Annotated in this window: 18 protein-coding genes, 1 tRNA gene and 1 pseudogene; 14 read left to right on the top strand and 6 right to left on the bottom strand. The window is 72.1% G+C overall.

What is annotated here, in order from left to right; all coding sequences use genetic code 11:
- The first annotated feature begins 131 nt into the window (after positions 1-131).
- The 5 genes from ACWCQS_RS42430 to ACWCQS_RS42450 all read left to right on the top strand — a co-directional run bounded on the left by ACWCQS_RS42430 (position 132) and on the right by ACWCQS_RS42450 (position 8,259).
- Positions 132-1,337, top strand: coding sequence for a DNA polymerase III subunit delta' (locus tag ACWCQS_RS42430; protein WP_451009471.1), 1,206 nt, complete (start codon positions 132-134; stop codon positions 1,335-1,337).
- 157 nt (positions 1,338-1,494) lie between these two features.
- The gene (locus ACWCQS_RS42435; RefSeq protein ID WP_451009472.1) at positions 1,495-3,096 is read left to right on the top strand and encodes an alpha/beta hydrolase; all 1,602 of its coding nucleotides are present in this window, start codon (positions 1,495-1,497) and stop codon (positions 3,094-3,096) included.
- Positions 3,097-3,215: 119 nt separating this feature from the next.
- A tRNA-Thr gene (locus ACWCQS_RS42440) sits at positions 3,216-3,292 on the top strand.
- A 284-nt stretch (positions 3,293-3,576) separates the two neighbouring features.
- Complete coding sequence (locus ACWCQS_RS42445) at positions 3,577-4,470, top strand: glycosyltransferase family 2 protein (protein WP_451009473.1); 894 nt, start codon at positions 3,577-3,579, stop codon at positions 4,468-4,470.
- 558 nt (positions 4,471-5,028) lie between these two features.
- Positions 5,029-8,259 (top strand): BTAD domain-containing putative transcriptional regulator, encoded by a 3,231-nt coding sequence (locus ACWCQS_RS42450; protein ID WP_451009474.1) that lies wholly within the window; start codon positions 5,029-5,031, stop codon positions 8,257-8,259.
- Between the two features lie 121 nt (positions 8,260-8,380).
- On the opposite strand, the gene ACWCQS_RS42455 is transcribed toward ACWCQS_RS42450, so the two are convergent.
- The 3 genes from ACWCQS_RS42455 to ACWCQS_RS42465 all read right to left on the bottom strand — a co-directional run bounded on the left by ACWCQS_RS42455 (position 8,381) and on the right by ACWCQS_RS42465 (position 11,585).
- Positions 8,381-10,081: a bifunctional 3'-5' exonuclease/DNA polymerase gene (locus tag ACWCQS_RS42455; protein WP_451009475.1), complete on the bottom strand. Its 1,701-nt coding sequence runs from the start codon at positions 10,079-10,081 to the stop codon at positions 8,381-8,383.
- A 48-nt stretch (positions 10,082-10,129) separates the two neighbouring features.
- A complete protein-coding gene (locus ACWCQS_RS42460) occupies positions 10,130-10,891 on the bottom strand; it encodes a Clp protease N-terminal domain-containing protein (RefSeq protein WP_451009476.1) in 762 nt (253 codons plus the stop codon).
- Between the two features lie 67 nt (positions 10,892-10,958).
- Positions 10,959-11,585, bottom strand: coding sequence for a LysE family translocator (locus tag ACWCQS_RS42465; RefSeq protein ID WP_451009477.1), 627 nt, complete (start codon positions 11,583-11,585; stop codon positions 10,959-10,961).
- A 234-nt stretch (positions 11,586-11,819) separates the two neighbouring features.
- Here ACWCQS_RS42465 and ACWCQS_RS42470 point away from each other — a divergent pair, with 234 nt between their 5' ends.
- Complete coding sequence (locus ACWCQS_RS42470) at positions 11,820-12,929, top strand: DUF2786 domain-containing protein (RefSeq protein ID WP_451009478.1); 1,110 nt, start codon at positions 11,820-11,822, stop codon at positions 12,927-12,929.
- 430 nt (positions 12,930-13,359) lie between these two features.
- Here ACWCQS_RS42470 and ACWCQS_RS42475 read toward each other — a convergent pair whose 3' ends face one another.
- Both ACWCQS_RS42475 and ACWCQS_RS42480 read right to left on the bottom strand, forming a co-directional pair.
- Complete coding sequence (locus ACWCQS_RS42475; protein ID WP_451009479.1) at positions 13,360-13,875, bottom strand: DUF4232 domain-containing protein; 516 nt, start codon at positions 13,873-13,875, stop codon at positions 13,360-13,362.
- Positions 13,876-14,005: 130 nt separating this feature from the next.
- Positions 14,006-14,485, bottom strand: a complete 480-nt coding sequence (locus tag ACWCQS_RS42480) for a hypothetical protein (RefSeq protein ID WP_451009480.1) — start codon at positions 14,483-14,485, stop codon at positions 14,006-14,008.
- Positions 14,486-14,751: 266 nt separating this feature from the next.
- Here ACWCQS_RS42480 and ACWCQS_RS42485 point away from each other — a divergent pair, with 266 nt between their 5' ends.
- From ACWCQS_RS42485 to ACWCQS_RS42500, 4 genes are all read left to right on the top strand, one after another.
- Positions 14,752-15,126, top strand: a complete 375-nt coding sequence (locus ACWCQS_RS42485) for a VOC family protein (protein ID WP_451009481.1) — start codon at positions 14,752-14,754, stop codon at positions 15,124-15,126.
- A gap of 7 nt (positions 15,127-15,133) precedes the next feature.
- Complete coding sequence (locus ACWCQS_RS42490) at positions 15,134-15,490, top strand: ArsR/SmtB family transcription factor (protein WP_451009482.1); 357 nt, start codon at positions 15,134-15,136, stop codon at positions 15,488-15,490.
- Positions 15,487-15,960 (top strand): SRPBCC family protein, encoded by a 474-nt coding sequence (locus ACWCQS_RS42495; protein WP_451009483.1) that lies wholly within the window; start codon positions 15,487-15,489, stop codon positions 15,958-15,960. Before ACWCQS_RS42490 ends, ACWCQS_RS42495 begins: the two co-directional genes overlap by 4 nt.
- Positions 15,961-16,128: 168 nt before the next feature.
- The gene (locus ACWCQS_RS42500; protein WP_388636146.1) at positions 16,129-16,398 is read left to right on the top strand and encodes a DUF397 domain-containing protein; all 270 of its coding nucleotides are present in this window, start codon (positions 16,129-16,131) and stop codon (positions 16,396-16,398) included.
- A gap of 113 nt (positions 16,399-16,511) precedes the next feature.
- Here ACWCQS_RS42500 and ACWCQS_RS42505 read toward each other — a convergent pair whose 3' ends face one another.
- Positions 16,512-17,006: an ATP-binding protein gene (locus ACWCQS_RS42505; protein ID WP_451009484.1), complete on the bottom strand. Its 495-nt coding sequence runs from the start codon at positions 17,004-17,006 to the stop codon at positions 16,512-16,514.
- Between the two features lie 344 nt (positions 17,007-17,350).
- Between ACWCQS_RS42505 and ACWCQS_RS42510 the strand changes: the two genes are divergently transcribed.
- The 4 genes and pseudogenes from ACWCQS_RS42510 to ACWCQS_RS42525 all read left to right on the top strand — a co-directional run bounded on the left by ACWCQS_RS42510 (position 17,351) and on the right by ACWCQS_RS42525 (position 20,852).
- The gene (locus tag ACWCQS_RS42510; protein WP_451009503.1) at positions 17,351-18,175 is read left to right on the top strand and encodes a helix-turn-helix domain-containing protein; all 825 of its coding nucleotides are present in this window, start codon (positions 17,351-17,353) and stop codon (positions 18,173-18,175) included.
- 90 nt (positions 18,176-18,265) lie between these two features.
- Complete coding sequence (locus tag ACWCQS_RS42515) at positions 18,266-19,726, top strand: aldehyde dehydrogenase family protein (protein WP_451009485.1); 1,461 nt, start codon at positions 18,266-18,268, stop codon at positions 19,724-19,726.
- A gap of 115 nt (positions 19,727-19,841) precedes the next feature.
- Entirely contained in the window at positions 19,842-20,390 is a 549-nt protein-coding gene (locus tag ACWCQS_RS42520) for a DinB family protein (protein ID WP_388636140.1), read from the top strand.
- Positions 20,391-20,428: 38 nt separating this feature from the next.
- Positions 20,429-20,852, top strand: a pseudogene (locus ACWCQS_RS42525) (hypothetical protein).
- Positions 20,853-21,054: the final 202 nt, after the last annotated feature.

Raw genomic sequence — 21,054 nt, forward strand, 5'->3', positions numbered from 1 at the left:
GCCGGCACGGCCGCTACCGGCGAGCGCGCCGTTCCCACCGGCCTTCGGCGCGCACGCGGACCGCGTTGTCAGTGCCCGCCCGCACAATGGAGGGCAGGAACGCGGAGTGTGACGGAAGGGCGGCGTGACCCATGACCGTATGGGACGACCTCGTCGGGCAGGCGAAGGTGAGCGCGGTGCTCGACGCGGCCGCGCGGGACGCCGACGCCCTCGTCACGGCCGCCGCGGCCGACGAGCCGCTGCCCGAGGCGTCGAAGATGACGCACGCATGGCTGTTCACGGGGCCGCCCGGAGCGGGCCGGAACCAGGCGGCCAGGGCCTTCGCAGCCGCCCTGCAGTGCGTCAGCCCCGACCGCGCCCTCGGCGGAGCCCCCGGCTGCGGCTTCTGCGACGGCTGCCACACCGCGCTGCTCGGCACCCACGCGGACGTCACCTCGGTGGCTGCCGTGGGCTCCGAGATCCTGGTGAAGGACATGCGGGACACGGTCCGCAAGTCGTTCACCTCCCCGGCGAACGGCCGCTGGCAGATCATCCTGGTGGAGGACGCCGAGCGGCTGAACGAGAAGTCGGCCAACGCCGTCCTCAAGGCGGTGGAGGAGCCCGCCCCGCGCACGGTCTGGCTGCTGTGCGCACCCTCCGTCGAGGACGTCCTGCCGACGATCCGCTCCCGCTGCCGCCACCTGAACCTGCGCACGCCGTCCGTGGACGCGGTGACCGACATGCTCGTACGGCGCGACGGCATCGAACCCGAGGTCGCGGCGGCCGCCGCCCGCGCCACCCAGGGGCACGTCGACCGCGCCCGGCGCCTGGCCACCGACCCTGCGGCCCGCGAGCGCCGCGCGGCCGTCCTCAAGCTGCCCCTCCGGCTCGACGAGGTCGGTGCCTGCCTCAGGGCCGCCCAGGAACTGGTCGACGCGGCCGCCGAGGACGCCAAGCAGCTCGCCGAGGAGATGGACGGCAAGGAGGCCGAGGAGCTGAAGGCGGCGCTGGGCGCGGTCCAGGGCGGCCGGCTGCCCCGCGGCACGGCGGGCGTGATGAAGGATCTGGAGGACATGCAGAAGCGCCGCAGAACCCGCACGCAGCGCGACAGCCTCGACATCGCCCTCGGTGACCTCACTGCCTTCTACCGCGACGTCCTCGCCCTGCAGCTCGGCTCGAGCGTGGCGATCGCCAACGCGGACGCCGAGGACGCCCTGGAGCGGCTGGCGCGCGGCAGCACCCCGGAATCCACACTCCGCCGTATCGAGGCGATCGCCGCATGCCGCGAGGCCCTCGACCGCAACGTGGCCCCGCTGCTTGCGGTGGAGGCCATGACGATGGCGCTGCGCACGGGCTGAACACCGCGCCGGGAGGCCGGCCGACGATGTCACGGGTAGGACGACGTCACCTCACCCGACGATGTCACGGGTACGAAGCCGCCGCCGTTGTCCCCCGTACGAGGCCACTGCTCCCACGCACCGCATCCGGAGCATCGCACAGCGTTACGCTCGCCTGATGCACACCAGGCCATCCCTCCGCCGGACCCGGGGCGCCCGCACCCGGACGTCGGCCCGCCTCACGGCCGCCCTGTTCGCGGCCGCCGCCCTGCTCGTGTCCGCCTGCTCCTCCGGGAGCTCGACGTCGGCGGGCGGTGCGGCGGACGCGGTGCTGGCCGCGCTGCCGCGTGCGACACCGTCGGCGCTCACGCCGTACTACTCCCAGCGGCTGCACTGGCGCAGCTGCGGTGCCTCCGGTTTCCAGTGCGCCACGATGAAGGCCCCGCTGGACTACGCCGATCCCGGTGCGGGTGACGTCCGGCTGGCCGTCACCCGAAAGCCGGCCACCGGCAAGGGCAGGCCGCTCGGTTCGCTGCTGGTCAACCCGGGCGGCCCCGGCGGCTCGGCGGTGGCCTACGTCCAGAGCTACGCGGGCATCGGCTACCCGGCCGACGTCCGCGCCCGCTACGACATGGTCGCGGTGGATCCGCGGGGCGTGGCCCGCAGCGAGCCCGTGAAGTGCCTCGACGGGCGCCAGATGGACACGTACACGGAAACGGACCTGACGCCCGACGACCAGCAGGAGCAGAACGCGGTGGTCAAGGCGGACAGGACGTTCGCCGAGAGCTGCGGGGCGCACTCGGCGCGGCTGCTGCGGCACGTCTCCACCGTCGAGGCGGCCCGCGACATGGACATCCTGCGGGCGGTGCTGGGTGATCCGAAACTGAACTACGTGGGGGCGTCGTACGGCACGTTCCTCGGAGCGACGTACGCGGGCCTGTTCCCGGACCGGGTGGGCCGGATGGTCCTGGACGGCGCGATGGACCCGTCCGTGGACTCCCGGCGCATGAACCTGGACCAGACGGCCGGCTTCGAGACGGCGTTCGAGGCGTTCGCGAAGGACTGCGTACGGCACTCCGACTGCCCACTCGGCAGCAGCGGCACATCGCCGGCGCAGGTCGGCGCCCACCTCAGGGCGTTCTTCCGGAAGCTGGACGCGCACCCCATCACGGCGGGCGACGCGGACGGACGCAAGCTGAACGAGTCGCTGGCCACGACCGGGGTGATCGCCGCGATGTACGACCAGGGCACCTGGGAACAGCTGCGCGAGGCGCTGACCTCGGCGATGAGGAAGAACGACGGCGCGGGCCTGCTCGCGCTCTCCGACAGCTACTACGAACGTGGCGCCGACGGCCACTACAGCAACCTGATGATGGCCAACGCGGCCGTGAACTGCCTGGACCTGCCGCCGGCCTTCACCGGCCCCGAGCAGGTCGACCAGGCCCTGCCCGCCTTCGAGAAGGCGTCCCCGGTCTTCGGCGACGGCCTGGCCTGGGCCTCGCTGAACTGCGCGTACTGGCCGGTGAAGGCCACGGGTGAGCCGCATCGCATCGAGGCGAAGGGCGCGGCGCCGATCGTGGTGGTCGGCACCACCCGCGACCCCGCGACCCCCTACCACTGGGCCCAGTCCCTGGCCCGCCAGCTCTCCTCGGGCCGCCTCCTGACATACGTCGGTGACGGCCACACCGCCTACGGCCGGGGCAGCACCTGCATCGACACGGCGATCAACACCTACCTGCTCCGCGGCACCCCGCCCACCGCCGGAAAACGCTGCTCATAGCCCCTGCCACACCCCTGCGGCCCGCCCCGGATCCCCCGCCTCCGGGGCGTGGTCGGAGCACCCCCGGAAACTGTGTAGACTTACCGACGTTGCCGATCGCACCATGGTGCGGACGGCGCGCCGCCTTAGCTCAGATGGCCAGAGCAACGCACTCGTAATGCGTAGGTCTCGGGTTCGAATCCCGAAGGCGGCTCCACTGGAACCCCGGGTCAGATATCAGCTGGCCTGGGGTTTCTTGTGTGTTGGGGGAGAAGCAGGCCCGCGGTGCCGATCGCGGCACGCCCGCCCGGAGGGGGCGTGGCCGGTGGACGGGGGATGCCGTCACCGCTTGGTTTCCATGCCCGGACAAACGTGGAGCAAAGGGGCTGCAAAGTGAATCGGGGTCGGGTGAACCCGCGGATCTGAGGCAACATCTTGGTGAACGGTGGGCGCCGCGCGGTCAGGGCGCGGCGCCGCCGGCGGCCGGATGGGGTGAGGGACGTGGTGGAGCCGAGGATCGCCGTAGCCGTGGTGACCATGGGCAACCGGCCCGCCGAGGTCGACGCCCTGCTGGAGTCCGTGGCCAAGCAGGACCTCGCCCCCGCCCGCATCGTGATCGTCGGCAACGGCTGCCGGCTGCCCGAGTTCGCGCGCCGGCTCTCCCTGCCCGGCGAGGTCACCACCATCGACGTGGAGGAGAACCTCGGCTGCCCGGGCGGCCGCAACGTCGCCCTCGCCCGCCTGCGGGAGTACGGCGACGTCGACGTCGTGGTGGAACTGGACGACGACGGCCTGCTCGTCGACGCCGATGTGCTGCGGCGTGTACGGGACCTGTACGCCGCCGACCCGCGCCTCGGCATCGTCGGCTTCCGGATCGCCGACGAACACGGCGAGACCCAGCAGCGGCACGTACCCCGCGTGGGCAAGTCGGATCCGCTGCGCGGGGGTTACGTCACCGGGTTCCTCGGCGGCGGGCACGCCCTGCGCATGGCGATGCTGGCCGAGACGGGGGACTGGCCCGCCGAGTTCTTCTTCGCGCACGAGGAGACCGACCTCGCCTGGCGCGCCGCCGACGCCGGCTGGAAGATCCTCTACGCCCCCGAGCTGCTGCTCCAGCACCCCAAGACCTCGCCGGCCCGGCACGCCATCTACTACCGCGTCAATGCCCGCAACCGGGTCTGGCTCGTGCGGCGCCGGCTGCCGCTGCCGCTCGTCCCCGTGCACCTCGGGGTCTGGACGCTGCTCACCCTCGCCCGCACACGCTCTGCGGCGGGGCTGAAGGCGTGGTTCGGCGGGTTCGTGGAAGGGCTGCGGAAACCGGCCGGCGAGCGCCGAGCCATGCGCTGGCGGACGGTGTGGCGGCTCACCCGGCTGGGGCGCCCGCCGGTGATCTGAGGCGCGGGGCGGCGCACGGCGGGTTGGGAGGCCTTTTCGGTGGGTGCCCGCATCCGCGCGGGCCGTCATCGCTGGGAGCCGTCATCGGTGCGATGGGCTGGGCGCCTTCGTCGATCGCCTGACCGGCGTGAAGGGACTGGGGCAGGGAACGGGACGGGGCCCCGGGCGTTCACCTCCGCCGACCGGGGCCCCTTGCGTCCCCGGACCCGGCCTACGGCGACACTCCCCCGAGTTACGCGACATACGCGCGCGCCGTCGGGCCAGATCCGATGGAAATGATCACATCAGGATTCGCCAACGGATCGCTAACATGTGGCCAACGGTTCGTCGGCGGATGGCGGGCCCGTTGGCCGGAATTCGCCGACGGTATCCGAAACAGGCCGTAGGGCAGGCCGATCCGCGGCCGGTCCGGCCGGCAGAAGGTGGCGGGAAACCGTTGTGAACAGGGCGGAATTCCGCCAGGGAACCGCGGGCCCAGGCTCGCAGGGAACGGCGGGCACAGGCCCGTCGCGGAGCACGGTCGGTCCCGACCGCGCGGGAAGGCAGTGGGGCGGCGTGATGCGGCGGTGCGAGCTGCGGTTCGGACTGCTGGGGCCGCCGGTCCTGTACGACCCACAGCCGTTCGGGATCTCGTACGAGACGACCGAAGCCCTTCCGGGCGACTCTCTCCACGACGGCACCGATACCGACAACGGCGTCCGTGCCATCGGCAGCCCGAAGGTGCGCGCGCTGCTGGCCGCACTGCTGCTGGAACCGGGCCGGGTCGTGTCGGTGGAGTCGCTGAAGGACGCCCTGTGGGGCGGGGCGCCGCCGGTCTCCGCGCAGGCGTCCCTGCACAACCACGTCACGCGGCTGCGCCGGCTCCTGGACGACCCCGACCGGCTCAGGGCCGTACCGCCGGGGTACGTACTGCGCGTGGACCAGGGCGAGTTGGACCTGCACGTCTTCGAAGCCCGGGTCGCCGAGGCGCGCGCCGCGCATGTCCGGCGGGACTGGCCGGGTGTCGTACGGGCCTGTACGGCCGCGCTCGCGCTCTGGCGCGGCGCCCCGCTCAGCGGGCTCCCCGCCGACCTCGGCGGCTATGCCCTGGTGCAGCGGCTGGAGGAGGCCCGACTGCTCCTGCTGGAGTGGCGCTACGACGCCGAACTCGCCCTGGAGGGAGCGCGGTTGGCCGGGATCGTCCCGGAGCTCGCGGCGCTGGTCGCCGAGTATCCGCTGCGGGAGGCGTACCACCGTCAGCTCATGCTCGCGCTGCACCGTACCGGCCGTCAGGCCGAAGCCCTCGCGGTCCATCGCGATCTGCGCGCCCGCCTGATCGAGGAACTCGGCATCGAACCCGGCCCGGCGGTCCGCGAGGCCCATGTCGAGGTGCTGCGGGGGAGAGGCGGGGAACGAAAGGGAGGCGAGGGGGAGCGCGAGGGGCGGCGGCGGGACATGGAGGGCGACCACCAGGCCGTGGGCGCCGGTCACTTGGGCGGTGCCGTCGGGGAGGAAGCCACAACGCCAGGCCCGCACGAGGGCGGTGCCGCGCCGGACGCCCGGCAGACCCCGCGGCCCGCGCAACTCCCAGCACCTCCGGCGCACTTCACCGGCCGCGTCGAGGTCCGCCGCGAGCTGCGGCGCGCGCTCACCGAGCCGCCCGCCCCGGCTCCGGCCGTCGCCGTGATCAGCGGTATGGCGGGCGTCGGCAAGAGCGCGCTCGCCCTGGCGGTCGCGCATGAGCTGCGGGAACGTTTCCCCGATGGGCAGCTGTACGTCAATCTGCACGGCGCCACCCCCGGCATGGCCCCGCTCAGCTCCGTCCAGGCGCTGGCCGCGCTGCTCCGGGACCTGGGCGCCGAGTCCCACAGCATCCCCGAACACCCGGACGCGGCCGCCGCGTTGCTCCGCTCGCTGCTCGCCCCCGCCCGCGTCCTGCTGGTGCTGGACGACGCGGCGAACGCGGCCCAGGTGCGGCCCCTGCTGCCGGCCGGGCCCGGCTGCGCGGTGATCGTCACCAGTCGCTCGCCGCTGACCGCGCTCGACGGCGCCCGGCGCTTCCCGCTCGCCCCGCTGACCGGCGAGGACAGCGCGGCGCTGCTGCGCGCGGTGAGCGGCCGCGAGGGACTGGACGCCGGTCACCCGCTGGTCGAGCTGACCGGCCGGCTCCCGCTGGCGCTGCGCGTCGTGGCCGCCCGGCTCGCCGCCCGCCGCGCCCTGACCCCGGATGTGCTGGCGGGCCAACTCGCGGAGACAGGTGGCCGGTTGCGCCATCTCGAGTACGACGACCTGAGCGTCCGGCGTTCCCTGGCCGTCGCTCACGACGCGCTCGCCGCCGCCGAGCGCGAGGAGGACCGGGACGCGGCCCTCGCGCTGCGCTGCATCGGCGCGCTGGACCTGCCGACCTACGGCGCTCCGCTGATCGCCCGCCTCACCGGCACCGACGCGCGGCGCGCCGAGGCGGCCCTGGACCGCCTGGTCGACGTCGCCCTCCTGGAGGAGACCGCCTACGGCCGTTACGCCCCGCACGACCTGGTCCGCGACTTCGCCCGTGAACTGGCGGACACGGGGAAGGACACCGGCTCGGGAGTGCCGGGCGGCCTTCCGGACACGGACAGCGAGCAGAGCCCGGGCACGCAGGGCGTGGCCGGCCGTCGGACCGACCTCGCCGCCGCGCCCGCCCCCGACCTGATCGCCCTGCGCTGGTACGCCGCCGTCGCCGAACGGCTGCTGGAGGCGATCGCGGAGCCCGGGATCGACCAGGAGGACCGGCGCCGGCCCACCTCGGCGCAGCCGCCGGAGCACGCTGCCGACGTGGCCGCGCTGGCGTCCTTCGAGTCCGCCGAGCGGGCCTTCGGCTGGGGCGAGGTGGAGCTGGAGAACGTCGTCGCCCTGGTGTCACGCAACGCGGGTGTGTCCGACCCGCGCCGGGCCGCGCACCTCTCGACGCTCGCACGGCTGCTCTTCCCCTACGTCCAGCGCGGCGGCCGGGTCGCCGAGATGGAGGTGCTGGGGCGGGCCGCGCTCGGGGCGGCGCGGCGGCTGGGGGACGCGGCGGCCGAGGCGTACGCCCTCGGCGATCTGGCGGGCCTGCACTTCCTGACCGGCCGGCAGAAGGACGCCCTCGCTCTCACCGACCGGTCCCTGGAGATCTGGCGCCGGCTCGGTGTCGTCTCCCGGATCCGGCGCTGCCTGAACAACCGGGGCCTGCTGCTGGAGGGGCTCGGGCGGTTCGCGGAGTCCGGGGAGGCGCTGCGGCAGAGTCTGGCGTACTCGCGGCAGCTGAACGACCCCTACGGAGAGGCCGTCACCCACAGCCATCTTGGCAACCTCTACGAACACACCGATCCGCGTGCCGCCATCGAGCAGCACCGGCGTTCGCTGGCGATCGGGGACGCGATCGGCGCGGTCATCGTGCAGCACTCGGCGCACTGCAACATCGGCTACGCCCATCTCACCCTCGGCGAACCGGCAGCCGCGGCGGAGCACTTCGAGGAGAGCCTGCGCATCCTCGGCGGGCACGGCGACTGGCACGGCGAGTCCCAGACCCGGCTCGGTCTGGTCCGCGCGCTGCGGCAGCTGGGGGAGACCGAACGGGCGGGCCGCGAGTGCACCGAGCTGCTGCGCCGGGCCGACGCTCGCGCCGACCGCTACATGGGCGGCCTGGCCCGGCACCAGCACGGGCTGCTGCTGAGCGCGCGGGGGCGGCGGGCGGAGGCGTACGACGCCTGGCGCTCGGCACTCGCGGCGCTGGACGGGACCGACGAGCAGGCGGTCGTGGCGGAACTGCGGGAGCTTCTGGCGGAGTGAGCGAACGGCCGCCGAACAGCTCGCACGGAGCGACCGATGGCTTGGGGTGCAGCTCGCGCGGAGTGGTCGGCAGAAGTGCGAGCAGCGCTTGCGAAGTGGCCGAAGTGCGCCCGCGCGGCGCTCACTTGGCGTCGGCATAGCACTCCACCACCGCCGTGGTGAACGGGAACCGCACCGGTGTCTCGCCGAAGGTCAGCCGGCCGGCGAGGTCGGCGGAGGCGCGGATGGCCTGGACGACCGCGTCGGCCTCCTCGGCGGGGCAGTGCACGATCACCTCGTCGTGCTGGAAGAAGACCAGCTCCGCCTTGAGGTCCGCGCAGGCCCGGCGGAGCCCGGCGAGCATCAGCAGGGCCCAGTCGGCGGCGCTGCCCTGGACGACGAAGTTGCGCGCGAAGCGGCCGCGCGCCCGGGAGTTGCTGGAGGCGTAGCCGGGGACCCAGGCGGTCTGGCCGTCGGTCTGCGTCTCGGCGTCGTCGTCCCCGACGGGGATGCCCGCCTCCTCTCCGGCGTCCTCGCCGGATCCGGCGGCCGGCGGACAAGTCCGGCCCAGCCAGGTGCGCACCAGCCGGCCCTCCTCGCCCGCGCGTGCCGCCTCGTCGACGTAGGCGACGGCCTTGGGGAAGCGGCGGCGCAGCGCGGCCAGGTTCTTCAGGCCGTCGCCCGAGGTCTGGCCGTAGATCGCGCCCAGGACGGCGACCTTGGCCTGGTCGCGGTCGCCGGAGAAGGCGCGGTCGGACACGGACTGGTAGAGGTCGCTCGCGCGGCCGGCGACCTCCATCAGCCCGGGGTCGCGGGAGATGGCGGCGAGCACGCGCGGCTCCATCTGGTCTGCGTCGGCCACCACCAGCCGCCAGCCGGGGTCGGCGACCACGGCCCGGCGGATCACCTTGGGGATCTGCAGTCCGCCGCCGCCGTTGGTCACCCAGCGGCCGGTGACCGTGCCGCCGGCGAGGAACTCGGGGCGGAAGCGGCCGTCACGCACCCAGTCCTGCAGCCAGGACCAGCCGTGTGCCACCCAGATGCGGTACAGCTTCTTGTACTCCAGCAGGGGTTCGACGGCGGGATGGTCGACGGACCGGATCTCCCAGCGGCGGGTGGACTTCACCTTGATTCCGGCCTGCGCGAAGGCCTTGATCACGTCTGCGGGCAGGTCGGGGCGGACCCGGCGGCCGAAGGCGGCGGAGACCTCGTCGGCCAGCTCGGCGAGGCGGCGCGGTTCACCGCCGCCCGCGTACCGCTCGCCCAGCAGGTCGTGCAGCAGGCGGCGGTGGACCTCGGCGCTCCACGGCAGGCCCGCGTGGTTCATCTCGGCGGCCACCAGCATGCCGGCCGACTCGGCGGCCGTCAGCAGCCGCATCCGGTCCGGGAGGGCGGTCCGCTGGTGCCGCCGGAGCTGCTCGGCGTAGACCGCGAGGAGGTCGGTCAGGGGCAGGTGGTTGCCCGTGGGCTCGAACAGCGGGGACTGGGCGCCCGGTTCGGCCGAGCGCTGGGGCGGGTCGGGCGGTACGGGGCCGCCCCGGAGGCGGGCCAGGGCGGCGGCGGCCGAGCGTGGCTCGCCGTACCGGCCCTCGTGGCCCAGCAGGAGGGTCTCGGCGTCCTCGATGTCGTAGCACCGCTCCACTCGCACCCCCGTGGCGAGCAGACGCGGGTAGACCTCGGGGGTGGACCGCCACACCCAGCGCGTCACCTCCGGGCGGCTCCGCACCGCCCCGGCGAGATCGCTCTCCCGCCGCACCGGCCCGGCGGGCAGCCCGTCCGGGCCGAGGGGGGCGACGTCCACGCCTGAGTCCTCGGCCGGTGCGAGCGCCCACCGGTCGGTCATGACCGCGAGTGTGGCAGCCGGGTCTGACAATCGCTGTGACCTGCTGTTTCAGTCCTGCGATGCGGTGGTGTCGCCCGCCCCGGCCGCCGGGAACCTCTGCTCCGCCAGCAGCGAGAGCGTGTTGGCGATGTACGCCTCCGTCGCGGACTTGGTGATGCCGAGGCCGCTGAGGACGCCCTGGCCGTTCTCCTGCTCCAGGAGCGCCAGCAGGATGTGCTCGGTGCCGATGTAGTTGTGGCCGAGCCGCAGGGCCTCGCGGAAGGTGAGTTCCAGGGCCTTCTTGGCGTGGGGACCGTAGGGGACGAGGTCCGGGACCTCGTCAGCGGCGGGCGGGAGCGCGGCGGCCGCGGCCTGTCGTACCGCGTCCAGCAGGACGCCCTGGTCGGTGATCGCCTTGGCCCCGATGCCCTCGGGCTCGGCCAGCAGCCCGAGGACCAGGTGCTCGGGGCGGCCCTCCGGGTTGCGGGCGGCCACCGCCTCGTTGTGCGCGGCCATGACCACGTTCCGCGCGCGCGGGGTGTAGCGGCTGAAGTCGCCTGCGTCGAGGTCGCCGGACTCCTTCGACACGAAGCGCTTCTGCGCCGCCTGCCGGGTCACGCCCATGCTCCGGCCGATCTCGGTCCAGGAGGCGCCCGAGCGCCGTGCCTGGTCGACGAAGTGGCCGATCAGGTGGTCGGCGACGTCACCGAGGTGGTCGGCGGCGATCACCGCGTCCTGGAGCTGTTCGAGGGGCTCGTTGTGAGCCTTCTTGATGGCCTCGATGAGGTCGTCGAGGCGTACGGATGCCGTGATGTTCGGGTTGGTCGCCATGTGTCAACCGTAGGTTGCACCCCGAGCTGTGTCAACCGACAGTTGACAGTCCAGCTCTCCTGCTCAGTCACTTCGGTGCGACCGCCAGACGCACCGCGAGCCCGGCGAAGACCGTCCCGGTGAAGTAGTCCAGGCCCCGGGCGACCCGCCGGCTGCGCCGCAGCAGCGAGGCGAGCTTCCCGGAGAGCAGCCCGACCGAGCCGTCCACCACCACGCCCATCGCCGTGATCGTGAAGCCCAGGACGAGGAACTGCTCGCGCACGTGCCCCAGGCCGGGGTTCACGAACTGCGGCAGGAAGGAGACGTTGAAGAGGATCACCTTCGGGTTGAGGAGATTGGTGACGGCGCCCCGCCAGAACGCCCGCCGGCGCCCGTTCCCCGGTGCCGCCTCGGCCTCGACCGGGCCGCCGTCGCCCCGGAACGCCCTGACCGCGAGGAACAGCAGGTAGGCCGCGCCCGCCCAGTGCAGTGCTTCGTAGAGCGTCGGCAGGGTCAGGAACAGGGCCGACAGGCCGAGCGCAGCGGCGACCGTGTGCACCAGCATGGCGCAGGCGACCCCGAGGGCGGCCGCGACCCCCGTCAGGGGGCCGCCCCGGCCGCCCACCGCCACGATGAACATCATGTCGGGGCCGGGAGTGACGCAGAGTGCGAAAGCGGCGATCAGGAACGCCGCGTAGAGAGACGTGTCCACCATGCCGTCATGCTTCGCGCGCTCCCGCGCGCGCGTGGCGAATTCCAGGGACTGAGACGATAGGGCGGCCAATCGGTCGGCGGGTCGGCGGCGTTGAGGTTCGGGACCCTCGGCCGGCAGCGCTCCCGTCCTGGTGACCAGAGCCGTCACCCCTCCCGCCATCCGGGGGAACCCTTCATCCACAGCCTGTGGACAAAGCTCGGTGCGCTGTCGGTGGGGCATGGCACGATCGACGATGTGACCAGCACAGCCAGCACGGTCGAGAGGGCCTTCAGCGCCGCCCTCTACGACGACACCGACACCGGCCTCGACACGGGCGCCTCCCTGCTTGCCGCCGATCCCGCCGCGGACGCCGAACTCGCGCGGCGCGGCGAGGAGTTCGTGGCGACGGCCTGGCAGCGCGGCTGGCAGCCCGCCGATGTCGTACGGCTGGTGCGGCGTGAGCTGGAGGACGCGCATGTGCGCCTGGCCACCGCCCTGATCCGCGCCCAGGCCGGGCGGGACCGCCCGCGCGGACGCCGCTGGGCCGCCCAGTTGGCGGAGCTGCCCGCGGGGCCCGACCGCGAGGCCGACCGCTTCTCGCAGGCCACGACCGCGCTGGAGCTGTACCGCCTGCTGCTGCGCCTGCCCGCCCTGGAGCCCTTGGAGGAGGAGCGCCGGCGCGCCCCCGGCCCGGCCGCCTCCCGCATGCTCGCCCGGATCCGCGCGCTGCTCGCCAAGGCCGAGGCGACCGGGTATCCGGAGGAGGCCGAGGCGCTCAGTGCCAAGGCGCAGGAGCTGATGGCACGGCACAGCGTCGACGAGGCGCTGCTCGCCGCCGAGGCGCCCGCGCCGGACGCGCCCGGCGCGTGCCGGATCGGGGTCGAGCCGCCGTACGAACAGGCCAAGGCGGTCCTGCTCGATGCCGTGGCCGGCGCGAACCACTGTCGCGCGGTATGGAACGAACCGCTCGGTTTCTCCACGGTCGTCGGCTTCGAGGCGGACCTGGAGGCGGTCGAGCTGCTCTACACCTCGCTGCTGGTGCAGGCCACGCACGCGATGACCAAGGCGGAGGCCGCGCAGAGAGCCGGCGGGCGGAAGCGGACCAAGACCTTCCGGCAGTCGTTCCTGGCCGCCTACGCCCACCGCGTCGGCGATCGGCTCGCGGCCGCCGCCGAGATCCAGGTCAGCCAGGACCTGCTGCCGGTCCTCGCCACGAGGGAGATAGCCGTCACCGATCGCCTGGAGCGCATGTTCCCCGAGACCACGACCACCCGCCTGCGCGGCGTGAGCGACGCGGCCGGCTGGACGGAGGGCGCAAGAGCCGCAGACCAGGCCCAGGTCAGACCCCGCCCCAGACTGGAGTGAGCCCGCTGACAGCCGGCGTCGGCCCATCCGAAGCCGACGTGAGCCGGCCCCGCCTGGACCAAGCCCGCCTGCCCGAAGCCGACGTCAGCCCTCCTCAGCCCGGACCGAACCCTCCTCAGCCCGGGCCGAACCCGCCCCCGCCCAGACCGAACCCGCCCCTCGCCCGGACCGAACCATCCTCAGCCCGGACCGAACCGACCCCCGCTCGGACCGAACCTGCCCCTCGCCCGGGCCGAACCGACCCCCGCCCAGAGCGAACCTGCCCCTCGCCCGGGCCGAACCCGCCCCCGCCCAGACAGAACCCGCCCCTCGCCCGGGCCGAACCGACCCCCGCCCAGACCGAACCTGCCCCTCGCCCGGGCCGAACCCTCCTCAGCCCGGGCCGAACCCACCGCGCCCAGACCCAACCCTCCCCAACTCGTCGAGCCGCTCAGTCGCCCACCTGCTGGAAGGCCGTCACGGAGGCGTTCGGGGCGGTGCTTGCGGGCTCGGTGGCGACGGGGCCGTAGGACCAGGGGAAGCTTCGGGAGGCGGTGGTGCCGGGCAGGGTGATCTTCACGGTCTTGGGGTCCAGCGCGGCCTTGCCGCCCGTCGTGCCGCGCACGTAGGCGATGGTGAAGGACGCCGAGTCACCCTTGGCGAGCTTCAGCTTCTGGGCCTTGGCGCCCTTGAGGGCGGGCACCTTGACCTCGGTGCTGCCGGCGCTCAGAGCGACGCCCGCGAAGTCGTCCAGGGTGCAGGGCTTGCTCTGGTTGGTGATGCTGACCGGAATCTCGCCCGTGTCGCCGGCCTTCGGCGCCACGCTCGCGGACCCGATCTGCACGGAGACCCCGCCGATCTCGCAGGCCGAGCTGTTCTTGCTGCTGCCCTTGCTCCCGCCGCCGTTGCAGGCGGTGAGCAGCAGGGCGGCGGCGAGGGCCGTGACGGTGAGCGGAATGGCGCGCATGAGCAGGTCCCATCGAGGTCGTGACGGTGCCCCTGCATCATGGCGCCTGCGCCTGGACCGGGTCCGCCCACCCCCGGTGGAATCACCGCTTCAGGTGGCACTCCTCACCGGACTCACACCTGACACCGCTTCAACGCTTCAACTTGGTCGGCAGCGCCGAAGGCAGCTTGCCGCCATCCGCCTTGGTGTACGTCTCCTTGCCCGTCCCGCCCGACCAGGTCACCGTCATGCCCTTGGCGTCCACCGAGTCGACCATGCCGGTGACCCGGTCCTTGTTGCCGTCGGGGCAGGTCAGATGGATCATCTGCATCCCGGACTCCTTGCCCGCGGCGCCCTGGCACCAGGCCTTCCGGCCGGTCACGAAGAGCCCGGCCTTCTTGCCGGTGATCACCAGGGCCACGATCTTGCCGCCGCTCGTGGTGATCCAGCTGCCCTGGAGCTTGCCGGATGCCCCCTTCGCGGCCCCCGAGCCCGAGGGGGAGGCCGACGCGCTGGTCGCGCTCGGCGTCGAGGAGGAGGCGGTCTTGTCGCCGTCGCCCCCGCCCCCGCTGCACGCGGTCAGCGCGGCGAGCGCGCCCACCAGGCCCGCGGCCACGGTCGCGGTCCGCACCCTTGCCCTCGCAGCACTCGTAGCAGTCGCAGCACTCGCAGAAGTCACCGGAAAGCTCCCAAGCTCGTAGCGGCCGGCCGTCCTCGGCCGGACGGCCCGCAGCAAGCTACCAGCAGTGACCAGGGGGACTTCCGGACGCCGGGCGGGAATCCGTTGTGAACGCGCCCGCGCGGCGTCACGCCGTACTGCCAGCGATGGTCGAGATGTGCGGGTAGGAGATTTCCTACGCTTGACTCGTAGGGAATCGCCTACCTATTGTCGTACCCATGAACATCACTCATGCCTCCTTCGTCACCCTGCCCGTCACCGACCAGGACCGCGCCCTGCGCTTCTACCGAGACGTTCTCGGCTTCGAGGTCACCGCCGATCTGCAGATGCCGCCCGGGCGCTGGCTCCAGGTCGCGCCGAAGGGAGCACAGACCGTCTTCACGCTCTCCGGGCCGGACATGGGCGGTTTCGAGCCCGGCTCGGCACGGGGGATCATGTTGGTGACGACCGATGTCGATGCCGACTGCGCGCGGCTCGCCGAGGCGGGCACCGAGGTGCAGGGTCCGGAGGAGTATCCGTGGGGGCGCATGGCGTCCTTCACGGACCCCGACGGCAACGGTCTGATGCTGCTGACGGAGAAGGAAGGCTTCTGAGCGCGCCATGAGCACTGGGACCGGGACGGGTGCCGCCGCCGAGGACCGCGTCTTCGCCGCGCTCGCCAACGTCACCCGCCGCGAGGTGCTGCGACTCCTGCGCGAGCGCGGACCGCAGCCCGTCCAGGCCCTGGCCGCCCACTTCGACATGCGCCGCCCGAGCCTCTCGGAACACCTCAAGGTGCTCCGGGAGGCCGGCCTCGTCTCCGAACAGCGCTCCGGACGGCAGCGCGTCTACCGCCTGGAGGCCGCCCCGCTCGCCGAGGTGCAGGACTGGCTCCACCCGTACGAGCGGTTCTGGCGTGACCGCCTGAAGGGTCTCGGTGACCTGCTCGACCGTCTGCCCGACGATGACCAGCCATGAGTACCGAACCCGGCAGTGACGCGGACGACCTGACCACCATCCGTGTCGACCAGTTCTTCCCGCACCCGCCCGCCAAGGTCTGGCGTGCCCTCACCGACCCCGCACTGCTCGCCCAGTGGCAGATGCTCGGCGCCGAGCACTTCCGGCTGGAGGTCGGCCACCGGTACCGGATGACCTCCGTCCCGCGTCCCAACGCCCGTTTCTCCGGGGTCGTGGAGGTACGGGTGCTGGCCTACGACATCGAGCGGATGCTGTCCGTCCGCTGGGCCGACGCCGATCCGGCCAACCCCGCGGACTGGACCATCACGTGGACGCTGGAACAAGAAGGGCGCGGTACGCGTCTTTTCCTGGTGCACGAAGGTTTCGATCCGGACGATCCGGCTCAGCTGATGGCACGGAAGATCATGGACGGGGGTTGGCGGGGGCATGTCCTGCCTGCTCTGGGGCAGACGCTGGAACAGCTTGGCTGACGCAGGCGTCTCCCGGGTGGGTAAAGCGGACGTCAAACCTGTAACCGTGGGACCACCGCCCGTGCACGTGCATTTGCTCATGCATCTGCACGTGAACGGGGTTATGATCCCGGTCAGTTGACCACAGCACCTATGGCCACCAGCCAGTGCACCACCGGGGAGCGACCTGTGGACCGCGACGTTGACGGCGTGTACGGGGGGTACGACGTGTACAACGGCATTGCTGCCGCGCAGCTGGTCGGAGTGGCCTGGCAGAAGAGCAGGCACAGCAACTCGCAGGGTTCCTGCGTGGAGTTCGCGCGGTTGCCGGGCGGCGATGTCGCCGTACGCAACTCGCGCTTTCCGGACGGTCCGGCGCTCGTCTACACGCGCGCGGAGATCGAGGCCATGCTCCTCGGCATCAAGGACGGCGAGTTCGACCACCTGATAGTGAGCTGACGCCCGGCGGCGCGCGGCGGGTCTCCACCGGTGTCATGGCAACGATGTCAGACATGCCGGAGAAGCTTCGGCGACGCGCGTAGACACCGCGCGTCCGTCGATGTCGTACCGCGTCAGCCGGCCGACTCGAGCCGGAACAGCGCCCAGACCACCTTGCCGTGGAGCGTGCCCGCGAGCGGGTGCCAGCCCCAGCTGTCGGCAAAGGAGTCGACCAGGAACAGCCCGCGCCCGGACTCGGCGGAGAAGTCGTCCGAGTCGCGCGGCGCCGGCGTCTCGTGGCTCGGGTCACGCACCGCGCACACCAGCCGCTCGGTCCAGCGCATCAGGTGCAGCCGTACGGCCGGGGCGCGTTCGGGGCATGCCGCCTCGGACGGCAGGCCGTGGCGCAGGGCGTTGGTGACGAGTTCGGAGACGACGAGGCATATGTCGTCGAAGCGGTCGGCGACGTCCCACTGGTCGAGGGTGCCGCGGGTGAAGCGCCGGGCCTCGCGCACCGCTTCGTATCGGGCGGGCAGGGCGCAGGAGGCGGCATCGGACACGGCCGCGGGATCCAACGGCGGAAGGCCCTGCCGTAACGGCTTGAGCATGGTCGATCCATTCGTCCCCATGCGAGGCACTCCCGGGAATTCGCGGTCGTTGCGATGCAGCGGTGGCGCGGCACCATGGTTTCGGATGCGCACAGCAGATGCAAGGGCAGATGCACGTGCACGCGACCGAAATGGCCCTGCCCGTACCGCTTCTTGGCCATTTTTTCCGCCATCTTCTCGGCGGTTGCCACCAGAGGTCCTGACCTTTCCCGGCAACCCGCAGGCAGAAACGGCCCGCCTCTTTCCGTTTCCGTAACCGGACGAGTACTGCTCGGAGTGTTTTAGTGGCAGACTTCGGGCCCTGAAGACGGTTGGGGAGGCTGGCGAACGTGAGCGCGGGAGAGCCCGGATCGGTGGTGCGGCGGATGCTGCTCGGCTCGCAACTCAGGCGACTGCGGGAAGCGCGCGGCATCACGCGTGAGGCGGCGGGGTACTCCATCCGCGCCTCCGAGTCGAAGATCAGCCGGATGGAGCTGGGCCGGGTGAGCTTCAAGACCAGGGACGTGGAAGACCTGCTGACGCTGTACGGCATCACGGAGGAGACGGAGCGCGAATCGCTGCTCTCCCTCGCCCGGGAGGCCAACGTGGCCGGCTGGTGGCACAGTTACACCGACGTCCTGCCCAGCTGGTTCCCCACCTATGTGGGCCTGGAGGGCGCCGCGTCTCTCATCCGCGTCTACGAGGTGCAGTTCGTCCACGGCCTGCTGCAGACCGAGGACTACGCCCGCGCGGTCGTGCGGCGCGGCATGAAGGGCGCGAGCCCGGCCGACGTCGAACGCCGGGTGGCGCTGCGCCTGGAGCGGCAGAGGCACCTGTTCGCCTCCGGCGCCCCCGAGTTCCATTTCGTGCTCGACGAGGCCGCCCTGCGCCGCCCCTACGGCGACCGCGAGGTGATGCGCGGCCAGCTCCAGCACCTCATCGAGGTCTCCGAGCGGCCCAACGTACGGCTGCAGATCATGCCGTTCAGCTTCGGCGGGCACTCCGGCGAGAGCGGCGCCTTCACCATCCTCAGCTTCCCCGACGCCGATCTGTCCGACGTCGTCTACATGGAGCAGCTCACCAGCGCCCTCTACCTGGACAAGCGCGAGGACGTCGCCCAGTACGAGCAGGCGCTGAAGGAACTCCAGCAGGACAGCCCGGGCCCCGACGAGAGCCGGGACCTTCTCCGAGGTCTGCTCCAACTGTCCTGACTGCGCCTTCAACTCGCTTTAAACACAAGTACGATGACGTGCGATCAGTCCGTGACCAGGATCTGGCTCCGCTAGTGATTGAGGGATCACATGTCGTCCTACTTCAGCGACCTGGCCCAGCAGTACATCGACGGAGAATGGCGACCGGGCACCGGCTCCTGGGACGTCATCGACTTCAACCCCTACGACGACGAGAAGCTGGCCTCGATCACGGTGGCCACGGTGGACGAGGTCGACCAGGCCTACCGGGCCGCCGCCCGCGCCCAGAAGAAGTGGGCCGAGACCAACCCCTACGCCCGCCGCGCGGTCTTCGAGCGGGTGCTTCGGCTCATAGAGGACCGTGAGCAGGAGATAGCCGACCTGATCATCGCGGAACTGGGCGGCACGCGCGTGAAGGCCGGTTTCGAGCTGCACCTCGCCAAGGAGTTCCTGCGCGAGTCGATCCACCTGGCGCTGCGCCCCGAGGGCAGGATCCTGCCCTCCCCGGTCGACGGCAAGGAGAACCGCGTCTACCGGGTGCCGGTCGGTGTCGTGGGCGTGATCAGCCCGTTCAACTTCCCCTTCCTGCTGTCGATCAAGTCGGTCGCCCCGGCGCTCGCGCTCGGCAACGCGGTGGTCCTCAAGCCGCACCAGAACACCCCGATCGCCGGCGGCACCCTGATCGCGAAGCTCTTCGAGGCCGCCGGGCTGCCCGGCGGCCTGCTCAACGTCGTCGTCACCGACATCGCCGAGATCGGCGACGCGTTCATCGAGCACCCGGTGCCGAAGGTCATCTCCTTCACCGGCTCCGACAAGGTCGGCCGGCACGTGGCCACCGTCTGCGCCGCGAACTTCAAGCGCTCGGTGCTCGAACTGGGCGGCAACAGCGCGCTGGTGGTCCTGGACGACGCCGACATCGACTACGCGGTGGACGCGGCGGTCTTCAGCCGGTTCGTGCACCAGGGTCAGGTCTGCATGGCCGCCAACCGGGTCCTCGTGGACGCGTCCGTCGCCGAGGAGTTCACCGAGAAGTTCGTCGCCAAGGTCAGGACCCTGAAGGTCGGCGACCCGCGCGACCCGCAGACCGTCATCGGCCCGGTGATCAACTCCCAGCAGGCGAACGCGGTCTCCGGCACCGTCGAGCAGGCGCTCGCCGAGGGCGCCACCGCCCTGGTCCGGGGCGGCACGTCCGGCAACCTGGTCGAGCCCAGCGTGCTCACCGACGTCCCCGCCGACTCCGCGCTGCTCCAGCAGGAGGTGTTCGGCCCGGTCGTCTTCCTCATCCCGTTCGACGGCGAGGAGGAGGCGCTGCGCATCGTCAACGACACCCCGTACGGCCTCAGCGGCGCCGTCCACACGGGCGACATCGAGCGGGGCGTGGCCTTCGCCAAGCAGGTCGACACCGGCATGTTCCATGTGAACGACGGAACGGTCCACGACGAGCCGATCGTGCCGTTCGGCGGCGAGAAGCACTCCGGCATCGGCCGCCTGAACGGCGAGACGACGCTGGAGTCCTTCACGACCGTCAAATGGATCTCGGTGCAGCACGGCCGCAGCGGATTCCCCTTCTAGCCCGCCTCTTCCGGCTCACGGGCCATTGCGGACACGAGCTGACCGCAATGGCCCGTAGCGTCGTCGGTGTCAGGGGGCGAACGGCCCCGACGACGGTGAGGAAAGGCGGCCGGCCATGGTCCAGCACGTACCGGCGGAGGCACAGGGCGACGAGCGCGGTGCGCTGCTCGCGTTCATCGAGGAGCAGCGCGGCGGGATCCGCCGGGCCCTGCTCGGACTGACCGAGGAGCAGGCGCGCTCTTGTCCCAGCGCCAGCGAGCTGTCGCTCGGCGGCCTGCTCAAGCATGTCGCCGAGGTCGAGCAGATCTGGATCGCACGGGCCAGGCATGAGCCCCCGGCCGTCAAGCGCGACGAGTCGAACTGGCACGAGAGCTTCCAGCTGGTCGGCGAAGAGACGGTCGCCTCGCAGCTGGCGTACTGGGAGCAGGTCGCCGCCGAGACGGAGAGGTTCATCCGGTCCGCGCCGAGCCTGGACGACACCTTCCCGCTGCCGCCGGACCCCTGGTTCCCGCCGGAGGGCCGGGTCAGCCTGCGCTGGGTGTGTCTGCACCTGATCCGCGAGACGGCCCGGCACGCGGGCCACGCCGACATCATCCGCGAGTCCCTGGACGGCAGGACGGCCTTCGAGCTGGTCGCGCAGCAGCAGGGCGGCTCCTGGGGCTGATCGCGGGCGGGCGGCCGTACGGCCATAGCCTGGACCACATGTCAGCGATCCGGCTCGTCGTGCTGGACGCGGTCCGCCGGCACGGGCGGGCCCATGGCTATCAGGTGCGCGGCGATCTGGACTACTGGGGCGCGCACGAGTGGTTCAACGCCATGCACCGTCGACGGCCGGCGGCCCGCCGCGCGTCGAGTACGAGATCATGCTGGCCGAGTGGCGCGACTCCGTCACTAGGCACTATGTGCCCGAGGGCGGCCCCGAACAGCTCGGCCACATCGGCGAGATCATGACGATGTGGATGCACGCGGCCGACGGCGAGGCCGAGTGGACCCGGGGCCTGACCGGGCGCATCGAGGCGGGCGCGTACACGTTCGCCGACGAGGGCGAACCGTTCATGGGCATCCGCGCCGAGGGCCAGGAGAACCGTACGCGACGGGGGAGCGGCACCCGCAGGACGACCGCTGACCGACTGCCCCTGCACGGCGGCTGGTCGACTGCGGCCTCTACGACTGCTCGGCTGCCGCCCTCGCGAGGGCTGTTCGGCTGCCGTTCTCCACGGCTGCTGATCAACTGCCGTCTCCACGACGACTGTTCGGCCGTCGCCCTCGCGGCGGCTCGTCGGTTGCAGCCTCCGCGACCGCCGACCGGCTGCGGCCCTCGCGAGGGC

The organism is Streptomyces sp. NPDC002076, assembly GCF_053593835.1.

Bases quoted from the DNA above. Each gene is read 5' to 3' on its own strand.
- ACWCQS_RS42430 (WP_451009471.1), top strand. From the start codon at position 132: ATGACCGTATGGGACGACCTCGTCGGGCAGGCGAAGGTGAGCGCGGTG.
- ACWCQS_RS42435 (WP_451009472.1), top strand. From the start codon at position 1,495: ATGCACACCAGGCCATCCCTCCGCCGGACCCGGGGCGCCCGCACCCGG.
- ACWCQS_RS42450 (WP_451009474.1), top strand. From the start codon at position 5,029: ATGCGGCGGTGCGAGCTGCGGTTCGGACTGCTGGGGCCGCCGGTCCTG.
- ACWCQS_RS42455 (WP_451009475.1), bottom strand. From the start codon at position 10,081: ATGACCGACCGGTGGGCGCTCGCACCGGCCGAGGACTCAGGCGTGGAC.
- ACWCQS_RS42460 (WP_451009476.1), bottom strand. From the start codon at position 10,891: ATGGCGACCAACCCGAACATCACGGCATCCGTACGCCTCGACGACCTC.
- ACWCQS_RS42465 (WP_451009477.1), bottom strand. From the start codon at position 11,585: ATGGTGGACACGTCTCTCTACGCGGCGTTCCTGATCGCCGCTTTCGCA.
- ACWCQS_RS42475 (WP_451009479.1), bottom strand. From the start codon at position 13,875: ATGCGCGCCATTCCGCTCACCGTCACGGCCCTCGCCGCCGCCCTGCTG.
- ACWCQS_RS42485 (WP_451009481.1), top strand. From the start codon at position 14,752: ATGAACATCACTCATGCCTCCTTCGTCACCCTGCCCGTCACCGACCAG.
- ACWCQS_RS42490 (WP_451009482.1), top strand. From the start codon at position 15,134: ATGAGCACTGGGACCGGGACGGGTGCCGCCGCCGAGGACCGCGTCTTC.
- ACWCQS_RS42495 (WP_451009483.1), top strand. From the start codon at position 15,487: ATGAGTACCGAACCCGGCAGTGACGCGGACGACCTGACCACCATCCGT.
- ACWCQS_RS42505 (WP_451009484.1), bottom strand. From the start codon at position 17,006: ATGGGGACGAATGGATCGACCATGCTCAAGCCGTTACGGCAGGGCCTT.
- ACWCQS_RS42510 (WP_451009503.1), top strand. From the start codon at position 17,351: ATGCTGCTCGGCTCGCAACTCAGGCGACTGCGGGAAGCGCGCGGCATC.
- ACWCQS_RS42515 (WP_451009485.1), top strand. From the start codon at position 18,266: ATGTCGTCCTACTTCAGCGACCTGGCCCAGCAGTACATCGACGGAGAA.
- ACWCQS_RS42520 (WP_388636140.1), top strand. From the start codon at position 19,842: ATGGTCCAGCACGTACCGGCGGAGGCACAGGGCGACGAGCGCGGTGCG.